Origin of the sequence: Noviherbaspirillum album (assembly GCF_035916955.1) — a bacterium.
Classification (GTDB): Bacteria; Pseudomonadota; Gammaproteobacteria; order Burkholderiales; family Burkholderiaceae_D; genus Noviherbaspirillum; species Noviherbaspirillum album.
This window is the reverse complement of sequence record NZ_JAWIIV010000001.1, coordinates 95,532-114,633: the sequence shown is the minus strand read 5'-3', so window position 1 is coordinate 114,633 and position 19,102 is coordinate 95,532. Positions and strand designations below refer to the sequence as shown.

Here is a 19,102-nt window from a genome sequence, read left to right as displayed (position 1 = left end):
CCAGCCTTTGGCGCTGAAGCGGTTTCGCTTTGACTGGCTTAGTCGAGGCCGAGGCCGAGGCGGATTGTTTCTGGGACAAGGCGCGGCGACGCGACATGGCGGGCCATGGCAAGGAGGCGCAACGCCATACCAGGGACAATCCGCCCGGGATCGTTAGGCAGGTCAAACCGAAAGCGCTCTAAAGGCGGCGGAATAAGAGGCTGGCGTTGACGCCGCCAAAACCAAAGCCATTGGAAATGGCATAGTCGGCTGCTATTTTCCGGGCCGATCCGCTGACAATGTCGATGCCTTCCGCGGCCGGATCGGGCTGTGCCAGGTTCAATGTGGGAGGCGCCATCTGGTCGCGCAGGGCAAGCACGGTGAAGATTGCTTCCACGCCGCCAGCCGCCCCGAGCAAATGTCCTGTCGAGGACTTGGTGGCGGAAACGGCGGGGCCGCATCCCGTGCCGAATATCGCCTTGATGGCAGCCAGTTCACTGGTGTCGCCGACCGGCGTGGACGTCGCATGAGCGTTCAGGTGCCCGATCTGTGCGGGTACAAGGTTTGCCTGCCGGATCGCCAGCTCCATGGCGCGCCGTCCGCCGGCGCCGTCGTCGGGCGGAGACGTCATGTGATACGCGTCGGCGCTCGTACCATACCCCAGCAGTTCCGCAATCGGCGTGGCGCCGCGGCGCAATGCGTGCTCAAGCTCTTCGATGACCAGCATGCCGGCCCCTTCTCCCATGACAAAGCCGTCTCGTTCGACATCGAAGGGACGGGATGCCTGCGTGGGATGGGCACTGAAAGCGGTGGACATCGTTCTTGCGGCGGCGAACGCGCCGAAGCTGACGCGATCGATGCAGGCCTCGGCTCCGCCGCACAAGGCAATATCGGCTTCGCCGGCGCGAATCAGTCGCGCGGCATCGCCGATGGCTTGCGCGCTGGCGGCGCATGCGGTGACAGGCGCGCCCAGCGGACCGCGAAAGCCGTGGCGAATGGAAATGTGTCCAGCGGCCATGTTGGCCAGAAAACTGGGGACGGTAAAAGGAGAAAGCCGTCTCGGCCCACGGCCGTCGGTGGTCCTCACCGCATCCACGATTGCGCCGAATCCGCCCACGCCTGAGCCCACAATGGTTGCCGTCCTTTCGCGCGCGCTGTCAGTGTCGGGCTGCCAGTGGGCCTGGTCCAAGGCCTCCTGCGCTGCGGCCATGGCAAACAGGGTGAAGCGGTCCATTTTTTTGTGATCCTTGGGCTCCACAGCGAAGGCAGCATCGAATCCCCACGGGCGGTCTGGCGTCAAGCCCGGCACGATGCCGGCGACCTTGGATGCAATCCCTTCCGTGACTTCCTCAGGCAGCGTCGCCAGTCCGGAATGACCATCCAGAAGGCGGCGCCATACAGCCTCGACGCCACAGCCCAACGGCGACACCATACCCATGCCGGTTACGACAATTCGTCTCGTATTCAAATCATGCTCCTTCGTTGACTAATGAAGATATGTGGAAAAAATTGGCAAAATGCGCCATGCGTCGGCGTTTGCACATGTCGGGTGCCGTTGGGATCAGGGCAAAGTATAGGGAGTTGGTGAACCGGTAGTTGACGCATCGCGCCAATGAATATGCAAAATGCGCCATAATGCAGGAACCATGAAACTGTCCTGGCAAAGCACTCTTACTGTTTCGGCCCACTTCCTACATGGAATGCTGCACTTCGTTCGCATCCGTCACGGAGAAAAGGTGGCAGCACAGGTACTCGCGAGTGCCGCAATTCCCCATTCTCTGCTCCATCAGCCTGATGCACGTCTGACGCCAATGGCAACTTTGTGATGCTTACCTGCCATCAGGCTCATTTTGAGAAACCGGGCAATTACCCTCCTGCGCAAACTCATGGATGAACGCACGATAAAAAGTAGAGTCGCAACAACATTCGGCTTTGCCTTAGTCTCCGTCCTAAAAATGCCGCTTTCGCTTCTAACGGAAACAACTCTGCGGTACATCAAAAAACAGACGCTGAAGCAGGCTTACTTTTCCTGAAGCAACGAGGAGACGATCATCATGAAGAAGCTTAAGTCCAGATCAGCGTGGTCCGCCATATTCGCCATTGGATTCGTCGCGGCCGCCAATGCCGGTGCGCAGACGGCAGCGGCGGCGTCCGTCGAAAAGCTCCAGCGCTATCAGATCGACCCGGCGAAGGTCTTTGTCGCCGGCATTTCCTCCGGCGGCTTCACCGCGGTGCAGATGCACGTGGCCCATTCCGCGACTTTCAAGGGGGCGGCCATCTATGCGGGCGGCGTCTACTGGTGCGCGGGCGCTGGCGGCGCCGCGACCGCCCTCGCCAACTGTGGCGGCCAGACCTTGCCGACGAACGAAGCGTCCTACAACAGCATGCTTGCCCAGTCGATCGCTTATCTGAACACCCAGTCTGCCCTGGGCACGATCGACTCATCGGTGAATCTCAACGGTCAGCCGGTTTATCTGTGGTCCGGCACCAGGGACGCCACCGTCAATCCACGCCAGATGGCCGACCTCAATGCGGAGTATCTTCACTATGGAGCCAAGGTGGTGTTCGATAATGGCTTTCCAGCCGCGCACGGCTGGGAATCCCCGAACGGTGAACTCGACTGCGGCAGTGCGGGCAGCCCCTTCATGGTGAGATGCTTCCTCAATGGCGCTCCCTACGATTCCGTCCAAACCTGGCTGAAGCACTTCCTGGGCCGGCTGAACCCGCGCAACAATGGAAAGCTGCAAGGCACGCTGTCAACCTTCGACCAGGCCGAATTCGGCGCAGCGCCCAACGTGTCGTTGAGTTCGACCGGCACTGTCTTCGTGCCGAAAGCCTGCGCGCAAGGAAAAACATGCGGCATGGTGCTCGCACTGCATGGCTGCAAGCAGTACTCGGCACTCATCGGCAATCGCTGGGTGACCCAGGCGGGCATCAATGAATGGGCCGACACCAACAACCTCGTGGTTGTCTATCCCGACACCATTGCGTCGTCCGCACCAGGGCCGACCAATCCGAATGGCTGCTATGACTGGTGGGGCTACTCAAACCAGATCGATCCCAACTATGCGCTCAAGAGCGGCGCGCAGATGTCGGTGCTCTACAAGATGGTGCAGCGTGTGACGGGACGGCAGTAGTGCATATCGGCATAGATAAACTCCCGCCCAGCCGGGTATGACTCTATGAACGACAGGGTGGGAGCGTGTCTCTTTTTCCGGAGGAAACCTCACACATAGCAAGGCCCTAGAGCGGTTTCACCCTGACCTGCCTGCCGATCCCGGACAGATTGCCGCCGGCACTGCGTTGTGACTCCTTGCCATGGCTTGGCCATGCCGCGTCCTCACGCCTTGTTCCAGCGGCAATCTGCCTCGGCCTCGACTACGCCGGTCAGGGAGAAAACGCTCTAGCTTCGATGATGTGCGAGTGTAATGATGACGATGGGCATTGGCGGCTGGAAGACATGATGATTCTGGCATCAATCGCTCTCTTGCTTGTTGGACCAATATTGGCCCTTGATAGGCGGCACATCAACCTGTCATGAACTTTTAGCGTCGCCGTTCATCGCAAGAGAAAGCCATGCTGACAAGACCCTGATTTCACCACCACGGACACATCATGAACCAGAGCGGCGATGAAGGACCTCGTTTCCCCACGGCGGCCGGCATTTTTTTCGGGCTGGGGCTGGGCGGCTTCTTCGACGGCATCGTGCTGCACCAGATACTGCAGTGGCATCACATGTTCACCAGTGCCGGCTATCCTCCAGACAGCGTTTCAAATCTTCAATTCAACACTCTGTGGGACGGATTGTTCCATGCATCGACCTACATCTTCGTCGTGATCGGACTGATCCTGCTTTGGCGCGCAGCGCACCGTCGGCATCTGTGGTGGTCGGGGCGCATGCTGGTAGGCAGCATGCTGATGGGATTCGGCATCTTCAACCTGGTTGAAGGCATCATCAACCATCAGATCCTGCAGATCCATCATGTAAACGAGACCGTGCCGCCAGACCAGTGGCTTTACTGGGATCTGGGCTTCCTCGCATGGGGTGCGGCCATGCTGGCCGGCGGCTGGTGGCTTCTGCGCTCCGGGCGGCGGCGTACCGAAAGTCGCAAGCCGCATCTGCGGCGCGTGCAGTAGCGCAGCAGCGCAGCAGGGCGGCAGCTTGCAAACCGCGCACGTCGCTGCACCACCCAGGTGCTGAGTGGCGATCCGGGCGCCGCGATGGTGCCGCTGCGGCGGTCTTCTGCACCCTGAATGTGCAAGCGGCTGATGCAAGCGTGCCGGCATTCCTTTATTTCCCTATATTTCCTTCAGTCCCTGCAACTTCGGCCGATTTTCCGGCTGGCACACCAATTGCTGTACCGGGAACAGAGTAGAAGCGGCTAGCGTTTCACTGCAGCGCCGGACATCCCGGCGCGCATGGAATGCGGGGCATTGCTCTTGCGGCCATCCGGCCGCACGCACGATGTGACGGCATACGTTGCATCCGGCGTTTGACTTCCGATGCATGTCGGACCTCAAGAGAGAGAACATCATGCCCCATGCCATACCGATTGCCACTGCCACTGCCACTGCATTGTGCGGCAGCCATCCCGTTTTCCCTACTGTCGTCGCCCGCATTCGCGGCGTGCTGCCACACCTGCACGGCCTGCCGAGGCTGCTCGAGCGCGCCGCTTCGTCCCATTCGCTTCTTCCTTGCCAACCCAAGAGTGATCCCATGATGAAATCTTCATTTTCCCGCCGACTCCATCGTGCCGCGCGCGGCCTGCTGCTTTCCGCGGCAGCATTTGGCCTGCTGCAAGGCGGCGCCTTCGCCGCCGACAAGGTGACTTTCCTCACCAGCTGGTATGCCCAGGCCGAACACGGCGGCTTCTACCAGGCGGTGGCCAAGGGCATCTATCAGAAGCATGGCCTCGAGGTTTCCATCAGGATGGGTGGGCCGCAAGTTAATGGCATGCAGTTGCTGACCAGCGGCCAGGCCGACTTCCTGATGGGTTACGACCTGCAGGTACTGAAGAGCATCGAACAGGGTCTGCCGGTGACCACGGTTGCGACTTCCTTCCAGACCGACCTGCAAGGCATGATGACGCACGCGGATGTGAAGGGTCTGGCCGATCTCAAGAACGGCAAGACCGTGCTGGTTTCCACTTCGGGTCGCACCACCTGGTGGCCATGGCTCAAGGCGAAGTACGGGCTGACCGAATCGCAGTCGCGCCCGTACACCTTCAACCTCCAGCCCTTCATGGCCGACGTGAACACCGCGCAGCAGGCTTATCCTTCCTCCGAGCTGTTCCAGGCGCTGAAAGCCAACGTCAAGACAAACTTCTACCTGTTTGCCAACGACGGTTATCCGCCCTACGGCACGACCATCGTCACGATGGACAAGACGGTCAAGGACAGGCCGGATGTGGTCGCGCGCTTCGTGCGGGCATCGATGGAAGGCTGGAAAAGCTACCTCGCCGATCCGGCGCCCGCCAATGCATTGATCAGGCAGGACAATCCCAACATGAAGGATGACCAGCTTGCCTATGCCATGGACAGGCTCAAGGAATTCAACTTCGTCGGCGGCGGCGATGCGGCAAAGGGCGGCATCGGCATCATGACCGAAGCGCGCTGGAAGAAGACTGCCGATTTCATGGTCGGCGCCGGGCTGCTCAAGCCGGAAACCGACTGGAGGAAAGCGTTCACGACGCAGTTCGTGAAGGACTTGAAGGTCATGCCCTGAGTCGGCAATCAAAGCATCGCAGTGCAGGCGCGCAAGCCTGCACTGCATGAATCAGGAAGCAGCAAATCAAGGGCGAAGGCGACCGTGTCGGCGCGCCGGCCCATGGCGCAAGCCATTGTATTGGAGTATCCCATGCTGGTCACACAACAGAAAACCCTGCGCAAGTTCTGGTACGCATTGATGCCGATGACAAAGCTCGATGAAGGCCCGCAGCCCTTCAGGCTTCTCGGCGAAGACATCGTGGTGTGGAAGGGCGCCGACGGCAAGCCTGCCGCGCTGCGCGACCGCTGCTGCCACCGCACCGCGAAACTCTCGAAGGGCTTCGTCGAGAACGGCAATATCGTCTGCGGCTACCATGGCTGGACCTACGATTGCAGCGGCGCCTGCGTGCGCATCCCGCAGGCGCCCGACAGCAAGATTCCCGCCGGCGCCCAGGTGCAGTCTTATCGCTGCCAGGAAAAGTACGGCTATGTCTGGGTGGCGCTGGACGAACCGCTGCAGCCCATTCCCGACTTTCCCGAAGAGAGCGACCCGGCCTATCGCCGCATCCTGCAGTTCTACGAAAAATGGAACACCAGCCCTTTGCGGGTGATGGAAAACTCTTTCGACAATTCGCATTTCAGCTTCGTGCACAAGGCCAACTTCGGCATGATCGACAATCCGGTGCCGTCCAAGTACGAGTTCCGTCCCAATGACTGGGGCTTCGAAGCCGAGACCCATGTGCCGATCAGGAACCCGCCGGCCAGCTACCGAATCACCGGCACCACCGATCCGGTCACCGAGCGGCACCTGGTCAACCGCTGGTACCTGCCGTTTTCGCGCCGTTTCGGCTGCATGTATCCGGCATCGGGACGCCACCACATCATCTACAACTGCGCCACGCCGATCGACGACAAGAGCCTGATGCTGGTGCAGTGGCTGTATCGCAACGACAGCGAGGAAGACTGCTCCGCGCAGGAGCTGATCGACTGGGACCGTCCGATCACCGACGAGGATCGCGACATTCTTGAAGCGACAGATTACGACGCCTGCGTCGACACCCGCCGCCGCGTCGAGTTCCACATGGAATCCGACAAGCCCGGGCTGTTGATGCGGCGCATGCTGATGGATTTGTTCACCCGCGAAGGCGAGAGCGAAGCTTTCCGTCCCGTCATTGAAATCCAGCCCGTTGAATGACGGGTAACAGTCGAACAGAGAAGGGCCGGCGCGCCGGCCGAAGGACATGCGATGAAACGTGAAGACATCATACCCATGGATGGACTGCCGGACCTGAAGTCGGAAAGGGATGCCGATACGGTGCTGCTCGCCAACCAGGTGGAAAAAACCTACCCCAATGGCACGCACGCGCTCGACCGCGTGAGGCTGGAGATAGGCCGCGGCGAGTTCGTCTCGCTGCTCGGTCCCTCGGGCTGCGGCAAGAGCACGCTGCTGAAGATGTTCGCCGGACTGGAAACGCCGTCGGCCGGACAGATCCGCTGGTGGGGCGGCAACATGGCCACCGTCAATACGCCGGGGCGCACGCTGGCGATGGTTTTCCAGGAAGCCACGCTCATGCCCTGGGCCAGGGTGGCCGACAACGTGCGCCTGCCGCTGGACCTCGCCAGGCTGCCGCGCGAACAAAGCATGCCGCGCGTGCAAAAGGCGCTCGACATGGTCGGCCTGTCGAAGTTCGGCCATGTGTATCCGCGCGAACTGTCGGGCGGCATGCAGATGCGCGCTTCCATCGCCCGCGCGCTGGCCACCGAGCCCAACGTGCTGCTGATGGACGAACCCTTCGGCGCGCTCGACGAGTTCACGCGCAACAGGCTCGACGCCGACCTGCGCGCGCTGTGGGCGGAGCGCGACCTGACCGTGGTGTTCGTCACGCACAGCATCTATGAAGCCGTCTACCTGTCGTCGAGGGTGGTGGTGATGGCGGCGCGTCCCGGCCGCATCATCGCCGACGTGCCGATCGAAGGGCCGCAGGTGCGCGACGAGGACTTCCGCGTGTCGCCCCAGTTCATCGGCTATTGCAAGCAGCTGTCCGACCTGCTGACCGCGGCCAACATGGGCCATGCACATTGAAACCGGAGAAGCCATGACACCCCGTTCCAAGAAACCGCTGCTATCCGACCCGCGCATGCAGCGCATCGCCGCGCCCGCCGTGGTCGGCGCCATCCTGCTGCTGCTGTGGCAGGCGCTGTGCACCGCGTTCGACGTGCCGGTCTACCTGGTGCCGACGCCGGCCGCCATTTTCGGCACCCTGGTCGCCGACTGGAGCCTGCTGTTCGGCACGCTGCTGGTCACGCTGAAGATCACCTTCCTCGCGTTCGCGCTGGCCGTCGTGCTCGGCGTGGCGGCCGCGTTCCTGTTCGTGCAGAGCAGGCTGGTCGAAGCCAGCCTGTTCCCCTATGCGATCCTGCTGCAGGTCACTCCTATCGTGGCGATCGCACCGCTGATCATCATCTGGGTCAAGACCCCCATTTTCGCCCTGACGATCTGCGCAACGATGATGGCGCTGTTCCCCATCATTTCCAATACCGTGCTCGGCCTGCGCAGCGTCAATCCCGGCCTGCTCAACCTGTTCCGTCTCAACCGCGCCACCCGCTGGCAGACGCTGGTCCGCCTGCGCATTCCGAGCGCCTTGCCGAGCTTCTTCGGTGGATTGCGCATTTCCTGCGGCATGTCGCTGATCGGCGCTGTGGTGGCGGAATTCGTGGCCGGCACCGGCGGCACCGGCACCGGGCTGGCCTACCAGATCCTGCAGGCGGGTTTCGAACTGAACATCCCGCGCCTGTTCGCTGCTCTGCTGATGATTACCGTCACCGGCGTGCTGCTGTTCGGCCTCATGGTGACGCTGTCGCGCCTGGTGCTGTCGCGCTGGCACGAGAGCGAACTGGAATAGGGAGGCGGCATGCAGCAGAACGCATTGATGACGGTGCGCGTGACGGAAAGGCGCGCGGAAGCCGACGACATCTGCACCTTCGAGCTGCGCGATCCCGATGGGGGCCTCCTGCCGCCCTTCGGTGCCGGCGCGCATATCGACGTGCATGTCGCACCCGGCCTGACGCGGCAGTATTCGCTGTGCAACGCTCCATGCGAGCGGGAGCGCTATCTGATCGGCGTGCTCAGGGAAAGCGCCAGCCGCGGCGGCTCGCGCGGTATGCATGACGACGTGAAGCAGGGAAGCCTGCTGCGCATCAGCGCGCCCAGGAACCACTTCCCACTCGTGGCGGCGCGCAAGACGCTGCTCTTCGCCGGCGGCATCGGCATCACGCCCCTGATCAGCATGGCGGAACAGCTGAGCAGCGAGCCGTCGGAATTCGCTCTGCATTACTGCGTACGCTCGCTGTCGCGAGCTGCCTTCCATGACCGCATCGCGGCGGCGCGCTACCGGCAGTCGGTAAGCCTGCATGCCGACGATGCGCCCGGCACGCGCTTCGATGCGGCCGCCATCCTGGCTGCCGCCGACCCCGACACGCACCTGTACGTCTGCGGCCCGGCCGGCTTCGTTGCCCATATCACCGGCGCCGCGCGCGATGCCGGCCTGCCGGCTGAACAAGTGCATGTCGAATACTTCGCGCCGCCGGCGTTATCGGTGGGGCCTCGCGCGCCGGATGCCGGATTCGAGGTACGTATCGCCAGCAGCGGCAGGCGCTTCCCGGTCGGCGCGGGGCAAAGCATTGTCGAGGCGCTGGCTGACGGCGGCGTCGATATCCCGGTATCGTGCAAGGAGGGCGTCTGCGGCACCTGCCTGACTCGTGTGCTTGACGGCGAAATCGAGCACCGCGACTACTACCTCAGCGAGACCGAACGCGCCCGGCATGACCAGTTCCTGCCCTGCTGCTCCCGCGCGAAGAGCGCGGTACTTGTTCTCGATCTGTAAAGGCAATTCCATGTCCAACCCCGATATCGCTTCAACATGCCAACCGCAGGATTCCTGCCTGGTCCGCAACGCCGCCGCCATCATGACCGGCCTGGCCGACGCGGCGGCCCGTCATCCCGGGCCGGACATCCGTATTGCCGGCGGCGTCATCGCCGACATCGGCGTGCTGGAGCCCTTGCCCCATGAGCGCGTGATCGATGCCACCGACTGCGTGGTTTACCCGGCATGGGTCAACACGCATCACCATTTGTTCCAGTCGCTGCTCAAGGGCGATGCCGCCGGCATCAATCTGCCGCTCACACCCTGGCTGGCGGCCACGCCCTACCGGTTTCGCGCGGCGTTCGACGAAAACAGGTTTCGGCTGGCCGCGCGCATCGGCCTGATCGAGCTGATGCGTTCCGGTTGTGTCACCGTGGCCGACCACAACTATCTTTATTATCCGGGCATGCCCTTCGATACCTCCGCCATCCTGTTCGAGGAGGTAGAAGCGCTGGGGCTGCGTTTCGTGCTGTGCCGCGGCGGCGCCACCCGGACTCGCCGGCTCGAAGCCGACCTGCCGTCGGCGCTGCGGCCGGAAACGCTGGAGGCATTCATCGGCGATGTGGCCCGCCTGACCGCGCGCTATCACGACCCGTCGCCGGCAGCGATGCGGCGTGTCGTGATGGCGCCCACCACGCCGCTGTTTTCCATGCCGCCGCAGGATCTGCGCGAGACCGCGGCCGAGGCGCGCCGGCTAGGCATCCGCCTGCACAGCCATCTGTCGGAAACCGTCGGCTATCAGGAATCGGCGCAGGGCATGCATGGCTGCACGCCGGTGGAATTTGCGGCACGATGCGATTGGCTCGGGGCCGATGTCTGGTTCGCCCACCTGGTAAAGCTCGACCCGCAAGAGATTGCCCTGCTGGGCGCGACCGGCACCGGTATTGCTCATTGCCCGCAGAGCAATGGACGGCTGGGCAGCGGCATTGCGCCGGTGCACGCATTGGAAGCGGCCGGCGTCGCGGTGTCGATCGGGGTCGATGGCGCCGCATCGAACGAGGCCGCCGACATGATTTCCGAAGCCCATGCGGCATGGCTGATGCAGCGTGCCCGCGCCGGGGAATTGGCGAGACCTGCGTATGCGGGCGGGAACGGCGAAGGCGGCGCGCATGCCGCCTCGGTGGAAGACGTCGTGCGCTGGGGCACGACCGGCGGCGCCCGCGTGCTCGGTCTGCCCGGCGTTGATGGCCTGCAGCGCGGCATGGCCGCCGATGTGGCGATCTATGCGCTGGACGATCCGCGATACTTCGGATTGCATGATCCCGCGATCGGCCCGGTGGCCTCGGGCGGTCGGCCCACGTTGAAATGCCTGCTCGCCGGAGGCAGGGTGGTGGTGGAAAACGATGCCGTTCCCGGCATTGATCTCAAGGAGCTCGGGTCGCTCGCAAGGCAGGCGACGCGTGAATTGCTCGGGATGGGATGAGCGGCGACAAATCCGTCGGCGATGAATCTTCCTGCCCGATATGCTGCGGCGGACGCGCCGCGCTAGAGCGATTTCGGTTTGACCGGCCTAGGCGAGGCCGAGGTGGTTTGCCGGCGAAACGGGGCGTGGTGACGCGACATGGCGGGCTCGGCGCCCCCGGCCATGGCAAGGGGGACTCGGCGTCCCCACACAACGCAGTGTCGCTGGCAAGCAGCCGGGATCGTCAGGCAGGTCAAACCGAAAGCGCTCTAACAGGCACCCCTTTCAAGGTGATTCTTATGGGGTAAATAAGGCACCAGACAGGAGCTGAGGCATCCAAGCGGCACGGAGGTGTGGGATGGTCATGGATGCGGTAGTGCAACGTTGCGTGGAGCAAAGCCCGGTGACAGTCATGGCAAGACTGACCATGCAAAGAGCGCTGGAGCCGAACTGGATCAATGAACTGTTCGAACAGGAGCGCGGCTTGCAGTACACCCGTCAGCTGCTATTTTCCACAACGGTCGAACTCATGTCAGTGGTCGCCGTTGGCCTTCGCCCTTCCCTGCATGCCGCTGCCAAGGCCTGCAAGGACCTGCCTGTCTCCCTGCAAGCGTTGTACGACAAGATCAACGGCATCTCTCCCAGCCTGGTGCGCGCCCTGGTGCAAGGCAGCGCGACTCGCCTCAATGAGGTACTGGCTCCCATGCTGGGCGGTAGGGCGCCCATGGTGCCCGGCTATGAGCTGCGCATTGTCGATGGCAATCATCTACCCGCCAGCGAGAAACGTCTCAAGCCTTTGCGTGGCTTTCGCGGCGCGGCACTGCAAGGCCAGTCGCTGGTGGTGTACGACCCGGATACCGATCTCGTGGTCGACATGCTGCCCTGCGCAGACGGCCATGCCCAGGAACGCACCATGATGCAGGCCGTGCAGCAACAGGCAAAGCCAGGCCAGTTGTGGATTGCCGATCGCAACTTCAGCACGCGTTCCATCTTCTGTGGCTGGCAAGAACGCGGCAGCTGCTTCATCGTGCCTGAACATGGTCGCACACCAAGCCCGCTGGAACTCGACGCCATGCAATTGCGGGGCAAGATCGAGACGGGCATTGTCCATGAGCAAGCCGTGTCAATCGAGAATGACCAGGGCAAGCCGATACGGCTGCGCCGGGTGGAATTGCACCTGGAGCGCCCCACCGAAGATGGCGACACCGTCATTCGGCTGCTCACTAACCTGCCAGCATGGGAGTTCACAGCGCGCAGTGTGGCGCGTCTGTATCGGTGTTGCTGGCGAATTGAGTCGCTGTTCCAGAGGCTCGAAGCCGTGCTGCATAGCGAAGTGGCTTCGCTGGGTCATCCACGGGCTGCGCTGTTTGCCTTTGGCGTGGCGGTGATGGCGTATAACGTGCTGGCGGTGCTGCAATCGGCGGTGTGGGTCGCGCATGACCTGCAGGATAGTGACGTGGAACTGTCGTCATACTGCTTTGCTGACGAAATCCGGACGCACTATGCCGGTATGGTAATGGCTGTTATACCAATAGCATGGGAGCCTTACGACAGCATGACCGCGGCCCAGCTGGCGGAGGTATTGCTACAAATAGCACTACATGCCAATCCTAAGTCACTGCGAAAGCATATACGTGGCCCGAAGCCATCGGCAAAGAAAGGCTATGTTTCCGGTGCTGTCGCACGCCGCCATGTCGCCACTGCGCGAGTCCTCAAAAATGGCCTCGTTAAGTAAGACCTTGAAAGGGGTGGCTCTAACAGGCTGTTGAAAAACGATTTCTCTACCCGCTTTTTTGGGTTTTCAAGGGTGCTCAAACCATTGATGACCTCAAAAAAATCGCTTGTAGGGCGTTTTAAGCGACCAGAATTCTTCGTACTCCCATCTGCAAAGGGTTTTTCAACAGCCTGCTAAAGCTCCATCCGCAGCAGCGTTGCCATCGCGCTCGGAGACGTCGTCTTTCCGGTTTCCGGCATCGACGGGTTCCATTGCGGGTTATCGATATTCATCAGGCTGCCGACAACGATTCCTTCCGCGACCATACGCCTTTCCTTGCTCAGCATCTCGCCTTGTCGCTGTGCAACCATGAGCATGCGGATATGGGTCGGACCTGTCCGTTCGTGAGGCGCTGACGCCGCGGAGCGCGGAACCGTTGCAGCCGAAAGCATCGAGTACACCTTGTCCACGGTCGTATAGAACATATCCTTGGCCAGGGAGTGCGCGTGCTCCAGCTCGCGGCGCTTGACAGGATCGTTGGCCAAGGCGGCAATGACAGCCGGGTCAAATGCAACCGGCTCCTCCTCCATGACGGTGCCTGGCGGCGGATGCGCTTCATCCGCGGCGGCGTTGTTCGTCGCCGGCATGGGAGACGGCATTTCGGCGGGGTCGCCATCCGCGCCAGCCAGAGGGGTAGGGTTGAAATCGGGTGGAGATAATAATTCGGGTGTTGCCGGTGGAGCCGCTTCCGGCGCCTGCAAGGGAGACGACTCGATGCTTCCGGGTGAAGGATCGAACGCCAGCGACGGGTCGGAGGTGTCGGGAATCTGAGGCAGCGGGGCGTCCATGTTCATGTTTCTGATCATTTCTTAAGCTGGTTTTTAAACTCCGCGAGCGATGTTCCAACCATTTCATCCCTCCGATTTCGCGCTTCGTTGTGGCGCGCCGGTTTCCGTTTCTACATCCATCAAGACAGAATTCCAAGGGCTACCAACTTGTCTTTGGCGTTGTTGATCTTCTGCGACATATCTTGAACTTCAGCCGGCGTTGCGGTCTTGTTTTTATCCGGATGCCATTTAAGCATCATCTTTCTGTAAGCTGATTTGATATCGGCTGGCGTCGGGTTGTCCTTGGGGTCCAGCCCCAGCACATTAAGCGCATTGTTTACTTCCGCTTGTTTCTTTTGCTCCGGCGACTGCGGCTTTGCGCCGCCGGCTCCGGACGCTCCACCTGTATTGCCTGTATTGCCTGTATTGCCTGTATTGCCTGTATTGCCTGTATTGCCTGTATTGCCTGTATTGCCGGTATTACCCGTGTTACCCGTATAGCCCGTGCTACCCGTATGACCTGCGTATCCGGTCCCGGGCTGATTGTGGCCGGCATACCCGCTGTGAGCGGTTGGACGAAACACCTGGACGCTGGACTGGCCGGTCTTGTAGTCAAACATCATGCGGGTGCGCGTGCCGGACCGGTCCGGACTGGACCAGTCAGTCACGGCCGCATGTGCTCCGGTCCTGAGATCGACACTTTCGTGCCACAAGCGATTTGTCTTGCAGTCGAAGACCTGGCGCCGCTTCATCCCATTATCAAGCACGAAAGGCGTGGAGCAGCTATGCGAGCCGGTTTTCAGGTTCTTGAACTCGTGCCAGGTTTCGCCCTTGTCATTGATCGTGATGCGCGAAAAGGTACCGGTCCGGTCCGGGGGGGGCCAGGGGAAAGAGAACGATACGCGGTTCGTCTGCGGATTGAAATGTTCGGTCCATTTCTTGCCTGTCGTAAGGTCCTGCACGGCTCTTGCGCGCATTCCGCTACTGTCCGGCAGAGACCATTGCGTAGCATGGCCGCGCGCTCCCGTCCGCGGGTTGAAGAACTCATCCAGATGGTTGCCGCCATTGTCGCGCACCGTACGCCAATGCACGCCGCGTCCATCGGGTGCCGACCATGCCGTCAAGGGTGAAAACCGGTTAAAAAAACCGCCCGGGTGCGGCGCTCTTGCACTTTCCGCGCTCCGTGCAGTTCCGGTTCCGGGCATTTGCGCACCGGCATGAGCCCCGAGTTTCTGGCGAAGGTCGGATTCAAACGAACGCAGGCGGGCACCGGCAAAATTCGTGGCGGCACCAATGTCCTCCTTCGGGAAAGCGCCGGATTTCGAGGCCAGGTTTTCCGGACGAAAATTCGAAAACATGTCATTGAGCTTCGAAGCGGCAGGCTGGCTTGGTCCCGGCGCTGCATGTTTGGCTTTCGAATCACTTCCCACCCGCGGGTCTGCGAATCGGTTGACTCCGGGGTTGAATCGAACATTCATGTTTCGCTATCCTCAAGTACCAGAAAAATTTGGACGTTCTGATGCTAATAAGTGGTTGAATCCCGATCACGGTTCCCTTTGCCTTCTTCAAAGATTTCGCATCGCCATAGAAGTTAAGAAAATCGCGGTGCGTGCCGGTTCTTTCGCATGCCTGCCCGAAGCTGCATGCGGCTTTTTAAATGCATGGCATCAGGAAAAGGTTTCGCCTTGCCGACATGGACGAGGCAAATGCCTGGAAGGCTGCTCTGATAAAGAACCGGCAGTTACCTGGTGCCAGGCAAGGTCGGAATCGAAGCCTATTCAGCCTGTCCGGATCAGGATAAATGTGAATTGTCTCGGTATCCCTGCCGAGGGTCGGTCCGTTGTATTCCTTTGTAATCCGACATCAGCATCAGGGCAGTCTTCGTGAGGGCGCCGACCTGGTTGAAACTGGTCCAGTCCACAGGTGTCAACGGGTGCGATATCGCTTTCAAGTCCTTGAAAAATCTTGAGGCCGCGTCGATATGGCTGCGCAGATCCTGAATGGATTTTCCCTCTTTCCTCAGCGCGTCTTTCACTGCGGACGCCGCCGGACCGCCTGGTATTCCGGCGCCCCGGCCGCGCATGTATGTACCCTTGACCGTATCAATCCACATTCCGCTTTTAAGAAGACGATCACCTTCGTTTTTAAAGACGCTTGAGATTTCATCTTTCAAGGTTTTCAATTCCGTATCAGGGATCGACTTCAGTATTTTGGTGATGACCTCATCCTTATCTTGCCTGTTCGAATAGTGGTGTTTAAGGTTCAAATAATTTTCCAGATTCGGATTCTCATGAAAGCGCGAAACCTGGGGCGGGGCAAGGGTGCCTTGATTGCGTCCGATCGTCGGACCGCCTGCGCCTGGCATCGGCGACTGCTTATTGCGGATGAGATGCAGTGCAGTCTGGCGAGCATCCTGGCCGGGTTTCCAAGATGCGCCCGCATTTTTTTTCTCTTCGATTGCCGCCAATTGGAATGCCGCCTGGATGACGGCTTGCGCTTCCTCGTGACTCATCATCGGGTCTTGGATGAAGTCCGTCTGCCTCGCCGCGTTCGGCATGACAGGACGGGTGGCGCCGTTCATTCTCAAAACGGAATTAACGAATTTCAGATAGGCGGAGTCAACATGATTGGCCGGTGTTTCCACGGCTTTGGCATGCATGTTACTGCGTTGAATAAAACCTGTTGCCGTTCCGTTTTTGGGAGGCAACCCGACAGATCCTCCTCCGGGCTGAATGCGCAATTTCCTTCTGTACCCTTCCGCGAGTTCGGCCGCGGTCGCGCCCAAGGCGTAGACATCGTTTGCCTTGCCGGCTCCCGTCTTGCCCCTGTAATCCTCGGAGATGGTTTCCAACGGGCTCCTGCGGCGCGTGTCGCCGGGCCTTTTCGTCGGACCGTAGTCGACGATCTTGACGGCGCCATCCTCTCTCACCATGATGCCGTCCTGCCTGATGTCCCTATCCACAATGCCGGCCTTCCTGAGATGCTCGGTGGCATCCAGGGTGCAATCGCAAAGATACTGTATCGCCCCCCAGTATTCGCGCGCGGCGAGATAGTTCGCGTCCAGGCATCGGCCAAGGATGTCGGCGGTTTTCTGCGCGTCGTGGCCGGGAACCGCCTCCATCAGCAAGGCCCGCATCTGGACGCCATCCACGTTCATGGTCACGATGCCATAGAATTCGCAGAGGTTCGGGTGCCTGCTCAGCGCATTGCTTCCGGGGCGTGCTTCGATGATGTTCCGGTAGATTGCCAGTTCTTCCCGCAGCTTGTCGCCCGATTTCGTTTGGCCCGCTGCCTGGCCAGGCGAGCCGTGCTCGTCTAACATGAACTTGGCGGCGAGCTGCACCTGTTCGTTCTGATCGACGCCGCCTTGCTCCTTCGCGCGCGGGCCGATGCGCCTTGCCTGCAGGCGCACGATGCAGCCGAAACTGCTTTCTCCGGGAAGCTCGCGGGTCGGCTTGATCGTGTTCCAATCGATATCGGGCATGCCCGGCAATGGGCCGCAATCCGTTTCCCATTGCATTGGAACGGCGCCTTCCTGCGCCAGCAGCCGCTCGATCTGCGCCATTGCTTCCTGCCTCAGCGCTGCCTTGGTCTGCTCTCTCGCCGAGGTGCTTCCGGTATGCTGTGCCGATGCGGAGGCCTGTTCATAATCCCCGAGGATCCGTCTCATCACCGACCGTCCCCGATTGGGTTGCCAAACGGGCGATGTGCTAGGTGTGCTGGAGGTATTGGTATCCTGTGAGGATAGATGCGCATCCAGGTGATAAGTACCGCCTTCCTGAGCGGACGCTGGCGGGGATTGCCGGCTGCCCGGCGCAACTTCCCTGCGCCCTTGCGGACCGCGCGGGACGCCGGTGCTGCCGGGATTTGCCGGCGCGGCACGGGAGGAGGCACCGACGCTGCCCTTCCCGATCCCGGAGGCGGGGGGCGCGGGTATTCTTGCCCGCTCACGGCGCGTCGTATGCACGGATGGCGGCGTATTGGCGGGCGACGGTGACGGTGTAGGGGGCGCTACCGGTGCCGGAGGTGCAGCCGGGTTCGCTGTCGCGTTCGCGGGCTTCGAAACGTCGGTAATTTTCGAACCGAATGTCAGCCCGGGTGAGGGATTCGAAATCTTGCGCATTCAGCTGTTTTCCTGAAATGTTGTCGTCGACCGGCTTACCGCGCGGGCCTCAGGCCATGAAAAAGAAAAGTAATGGAATATTCGATTATCCTGAAGATCTCTCATCGCTGCCGGCCATTGGTATTGGCGCTGCCATCCGCCTGGACCTTGAAGTTTCCCGCATTGAAGCGAAGAGAGGGCAAGGCGTCACCGTCAGCGAAATAGCGTGCACATTGGAAATGAGTAACGCCGCTATTTAAAGAGTTCCATCCCGAAGTGAAAATGGTCTCACTCTCACCCTCTAGGAAAGGGTCGGGGTGAGGGGATCCGGCCCAACATATTTTCGGGCCGGATCTATAAGGAAGGAATTCCGAGTCCCGTCTCGACCAGGCCGCCTTCATGCCTTGCTCGCTCAGCCCATCATCGAATGATCAGGTCCTGGTCCAGCAGCCGCGCCGCTTGCAGCATGCCGGCTTGCGGCGCGGAGGCATCGGCGACCGGATCCCAGTCATTCAGAAGAAGTTCATCAGCCATGGTTGTCGTCGGCATTGCCGGTAGGAACAACAAAGTACGAACGGACGTGAGTACAAAGTAATTCCGCGTGCAAACAATGTTCCATCATGGCGGCAATCGGCAGGCGGCGGCAATACGGCATCGCGGCAGGCGAAGAAGCTTATTTCGGAATCGAGCCGTCCACGCCCTTCACATAAAAATTCATGTCCATCAGCAGGCCGATTTCAGCTTCCTGGCCTGCCGCGACCACTTCCGTGCCGGACTGGTTGAAACCCAGCATGGCAGAGTGATACGTTTGACTGCGCTAAAAATGTTTCCAGGCGTCTTTGATCTTGATTGCCGCCTCATCCATCCGCCAGCTGCGACTAATACCAATCCCAAGTCATTCCATGACATGAGACCGCGTCATTTCCGTCTGGCCGCGTTGCGCTCGTCATCCATAGCCCGCTATGGATTCCTGATCCGCACCTCGGCCTCGCCAGGCGAAAAAATTCATCGATCTGATTTGTCATGTTATGACTTGGGATTGGTATAACCGCTTGCTTGTGCTGTCGGAAGATCTACTCCAGCAATGGCGGGGGCCGAGTTGCCCAGCGGTTGATCGACGAGTCATCAACCAGCACGACGCGCTCCTGCATCATCTCTTCCAGGTGCCGGTAACTCATATCCGCTGCAAACGCAGAAAAAATTTCTTGGAACAAGCTGGAACTCAAGGGCCGATTAGTTCCACCCATGCCCGCTTCCAATTCATCCTGCAGAGCTAGTCAATCATGCCCATTGGTTTTCCCTCCCCACATTCCTCCGGCGCCTCCTACATGCACTCCGACACTTTGCCCACCGGACAATCGCCGCGCGAGGATAGAGAGGCGACCCCGCCTGTTGCCGGTCCGTCCTCGGCGGTGCAGCCGGCGCGCCACAGACCGCGGGCCCGATCGC

14 protein-coding genes and 1 pseudogene are annotated in these 19,102 nt (G+C 60.7%); 10 read left to right on the top strand and 5 right to left on the bottom strand.

Features of this window, described 5'->3' with window-relative positions; translation table 11 throughout:
• Positions 1 to 178 precede the first annotated feature (178 nt).
• Positions 179 to 1,447, bottom strand: a complete 1,269-nt coding sequence (gene fabF / locus RY831_RS00465) for a beta-ketoacyl-ACP synthase II (RefSeq protein ID WP_326504369.1) — start codon at positions 1,445 to 1,447, stop codon at positions 179 to 181.
• 586 nt (positions 1,448 to 2,033) lie between these two features.
• Here fabF and RY831_RS00460 point away from each other — a divergent pair.
• From RY831_RS00460 to RY831_RS00420, 9 genes are all read left to right on the top strand, one after another.
• The gene (locus tag RY831_RS00460) at positions 2,034 to 3,116 is read left to right on the top strand and encodes an extracellular catalytic domain type 2 short-chain-length polyhydroxyalkanoate depolymerase (protein WP_326504368.1); all 1,083 of its coding nucleotides are present in this window, start codon (positions 2,034 to 2,036) and stop codon (positions 3,114 to 3,116) included.
• 478 nt (positions 3,117 to 3,594) lie between these two features.
• Positions 3,595 to 4,116 carry a DUF2243 domain-containing protein gene (locus RY831_RS00455; protein ID WP_326504367.1) on the top strand — a complete coding sequence of 174 codons (522 nt, stop codon included), beginning with the start codon at positions 3,595 to 3,597 and terminating at the stop codon, positions 4,114 to 4,116.
• Between the two features lie 580 nt (positions 4,117 to 4,696).
• On the top strand, positions 4,697 to 5,704 hold the full coding sequence (locus tag RY831_RS00450) for an ABC transporter substrate-binding protein (RefSeq protein ID WP_437126199.1): 1,008 nt from the start codon (positions 4,697 to 4,699) through the stop codon (positions 5,702 to 5,704).
• A gap of 132 nt (positions 5,705 to 5,836) precedes the next feature.
• Positions 5,837 to 6,880 (top strand): aromatic ring-hydroxylating dioxygenase subunit alpha, encoded by a 1,044-nt coding sequence (locus RY831_RS00445; protein ID WP_326504365.1) that lies wholly within the window; start codon positions 5,837 to 5,839, stop codon positions 6,878 to 6,880.
• A 51-nt stretch (positions 6,881 to 6,931) separates the two neighbouring features.
• The gene (locus RY831_RS00440) at positions 6,932 to 7,768 is read left to right on the top strand and encodes an ABC transporter ATP-binding protein (RefSeq protein ID WP_437126187.1); all 837 of its coding nucleotides are present in this window, start codon (positions 6,932 to 6,934) and stop codon (positions 7,766 to 7,768) included.
• Between the two features lie 13 nt (positions 7,769 to 7,781).
• Positions 7,782 to 8,588, top strand: coding sequence for an ABC transporter permease (locus tag RY831_RS00435; RefSeq protein ID WP_326504364.1), 807 nt, complete (start codon positions 7,782 to 7,784; stop codon positions 8,586 to 8,588).
• 9 nt (positions 8,589 to 8,597) lie between these two features.
• Positions 8,598 to 9,569: a PDR/VanB family oxidoreductase gene (locus RY831_RS00430; protein WP_326504363.1), complete on the top strand. Its 972-nt coding sequence runs from the start codon at positions 8,598 to 8,600 to the stop codon at positions 9,567 to 9,569.
• Positions 9,570 to 9,579: 10 nt separating this feature from the next.
• Positions 9,580 to 11,031: an amidohydrolase family protein gene (locus RY831_RS00425; protein WP_326504362.1), complete on the top strand. Its 1,452-nt coding sequence runs from the start codon at positions 9,580 to 9,582 to the stop codon at positions 11,029 to 11,031.
• A 391-nt stretch (positions 11,032 to 11,422) separates the two neighbouring features.
• Entirely contained in the window at positions 11,423 to 12,745 is a 1,323-nt protein-coding gene (locus tag RY831_RS00420; protein ID WP_326504361.1) for an IS4 family transposase, read from the top strand.
• Between the two features lie 173 nt (positions 12,746 to 12,918).
• Here the strand turns inward: RY831_RS00420 and RY831_RS00415 are convergent, their stop codons facing one another.
• The 3 genes from RY831_RS00415 to RY831_RS00405 all read right to left on the bottom strand — a co-directional run bounded on the left by RY831_RS00415 (position 12,919) and on the right by RY831_RS00405 (position 17,116).
• Positions 12,919 to 13,578 carry a hypothetical protein gene (locus RY831_RS00415; RefSeq protein ID WP_326504360.1) on the bottom strand — a complete coding sequence of 220 codons (660 nt, stop codon included), beginning with the start codon at positions 13,576 to 13,578 and terminating at the stop codon, positions 12,919 to 12,921.
• 113 nt (positions 13,579 to 13,691) lie between these two features.
• Complete coding sequence (locus tag RY831_RS00410) at positions 13,692 to 15,029, bottom strand: J domain-containing protein (protein WP_326504359.1); 1,338 nt, start codon at positions 15,027 to 15,029, stop codon at positions 13,692 to 13,694.
• Between the two features lie 314 nt (positions 15,030 to 15,343).
• On the bottom strand, positions 15,344 to 17,116 hold the full coding sequence (locus tag RY831_RS00405; protein ID WP_326504358.1) for a protein kinase domain-containing protein: 1,773 nt from the start codon (positions 17,114 to 17,116) through the stop codon (positions 15,344 to 15,346).
• 614 nt (positions 17,117 to 17,730) lie between these two features.
• Between RY831_RS00405 and RY831_RS00400 the strand changes: the two genes are divergently transcribed.
• Positions 17,731 to 17,913 (top strand): hypothetical protein, encoded by a 183-nt coding sequence (locus RY831_RS00400; RefSeq protein WP_326504357.1) that lies wholly within the window; start codon positions 17,731 to 17,733, stop codon positions 17,911 to 17,913.
• Positions 17,914 to 18,729: 816 nt separating this feature from the next.
• On the opposite strand, the pseudogene RY831_RS33370 reads toward RY831_RS00400, so the two are convergent.
• Positions 18,730 to 18,840 (bottom strand): annotated as a pseudogene (locus tag RY831_RS33370) (IS6 family transposase); the annotation flags it as partial.
• Positions 18,841 to 19,102 lie beyond the last annotated feature (262 nt).

Coding starts and splice junctions, on each gene's coding strand:
- RY831_RS00460 (WP_326504368.1), top strand. CDS start 2,034: ATGAAGAAGCTTAAGTCCAGATCAGCGTGGTCCGCCATATTCGCCATT.
- RY831_RS00455 (WP_326504367.1), top strand. CDS start 3,595: ATGAACCAGAGCGGCGATGAAGGACCTCGTTTCCCCACGGCGGCCGGC.
- RY831_RS00450 (WP_437126199.1), top strand. CDS start 4,697: ATGATGAAATCTTCATTTTCCCGCCGACTCCATCGTGCCGCGCGCGGC.
- RY831_RS00445 (WP_326504365.1), top strand. CDS start 5,837: ATGCTGGTCACACAACAGAAAACCCTGCGCAAGTTCTGGTACGCATTG.
- RY831_RS00440 (WP_437126187.1), top strand. CDS start 6,932: ATGAAACGTGAAGACATCATACCCATGGATGGACTGCCGGACCTGAAG.
- RY831_RS00435 (WP_326504364.1), top strand. CDS start 7,782: ATGACACCCCGTTCCAAGAAACCGCTGCTATCCGACCCGCGCATGCAG.
- RY831_RS00430 (WP_326504363.1), top strand. CDS start 8,598: ATGCAGCAGAACGCATTGATGACGGTGCGCGTGACGGAAAGGCGCGCG.
- RY831_RS00425 (WP_326504362.1), top strand. CDS start 9,580: ATGTCCAACCCCGATATCGCTTCAACATGCCAACCGCAGGATTCCTGC.
- RY831_RS00420 (WP_326504361.1), top strand. CDS start 11,423: ATGGCAAGACTGACCATGCAAAGAGCGCTGGAGCCGAACTGGATCAAT.
- RY831_RS00415 (WP_326504360.1), bottom strand. CDS start 13,578: ATGAACATGGACGCCCCGCTGCCTCAGATTCCCGACACCTCCGACCCG.
- RY831_RS00410 (WP_326504359.1), bottom strand. CDS start 15,029: ATGAATGTTCGATTCAACCCCGGAGTCAACCGATTCGCAGACCCGCGG.
- RY831_RS00405 (WP_326504358.1), bottom strand. CDS start 17,116: ATGGCGCAGATCGAGCGGCTGCTGGCGCAGGAAGGCGCCGTTCCAATG.
- RY831_RS00400 (WP_326504357.1), top strand. CDS start 17,731: ATGAAAAAGAAAAGTAATGGAATATTCGATTATCCTGAAGATCTCTCA.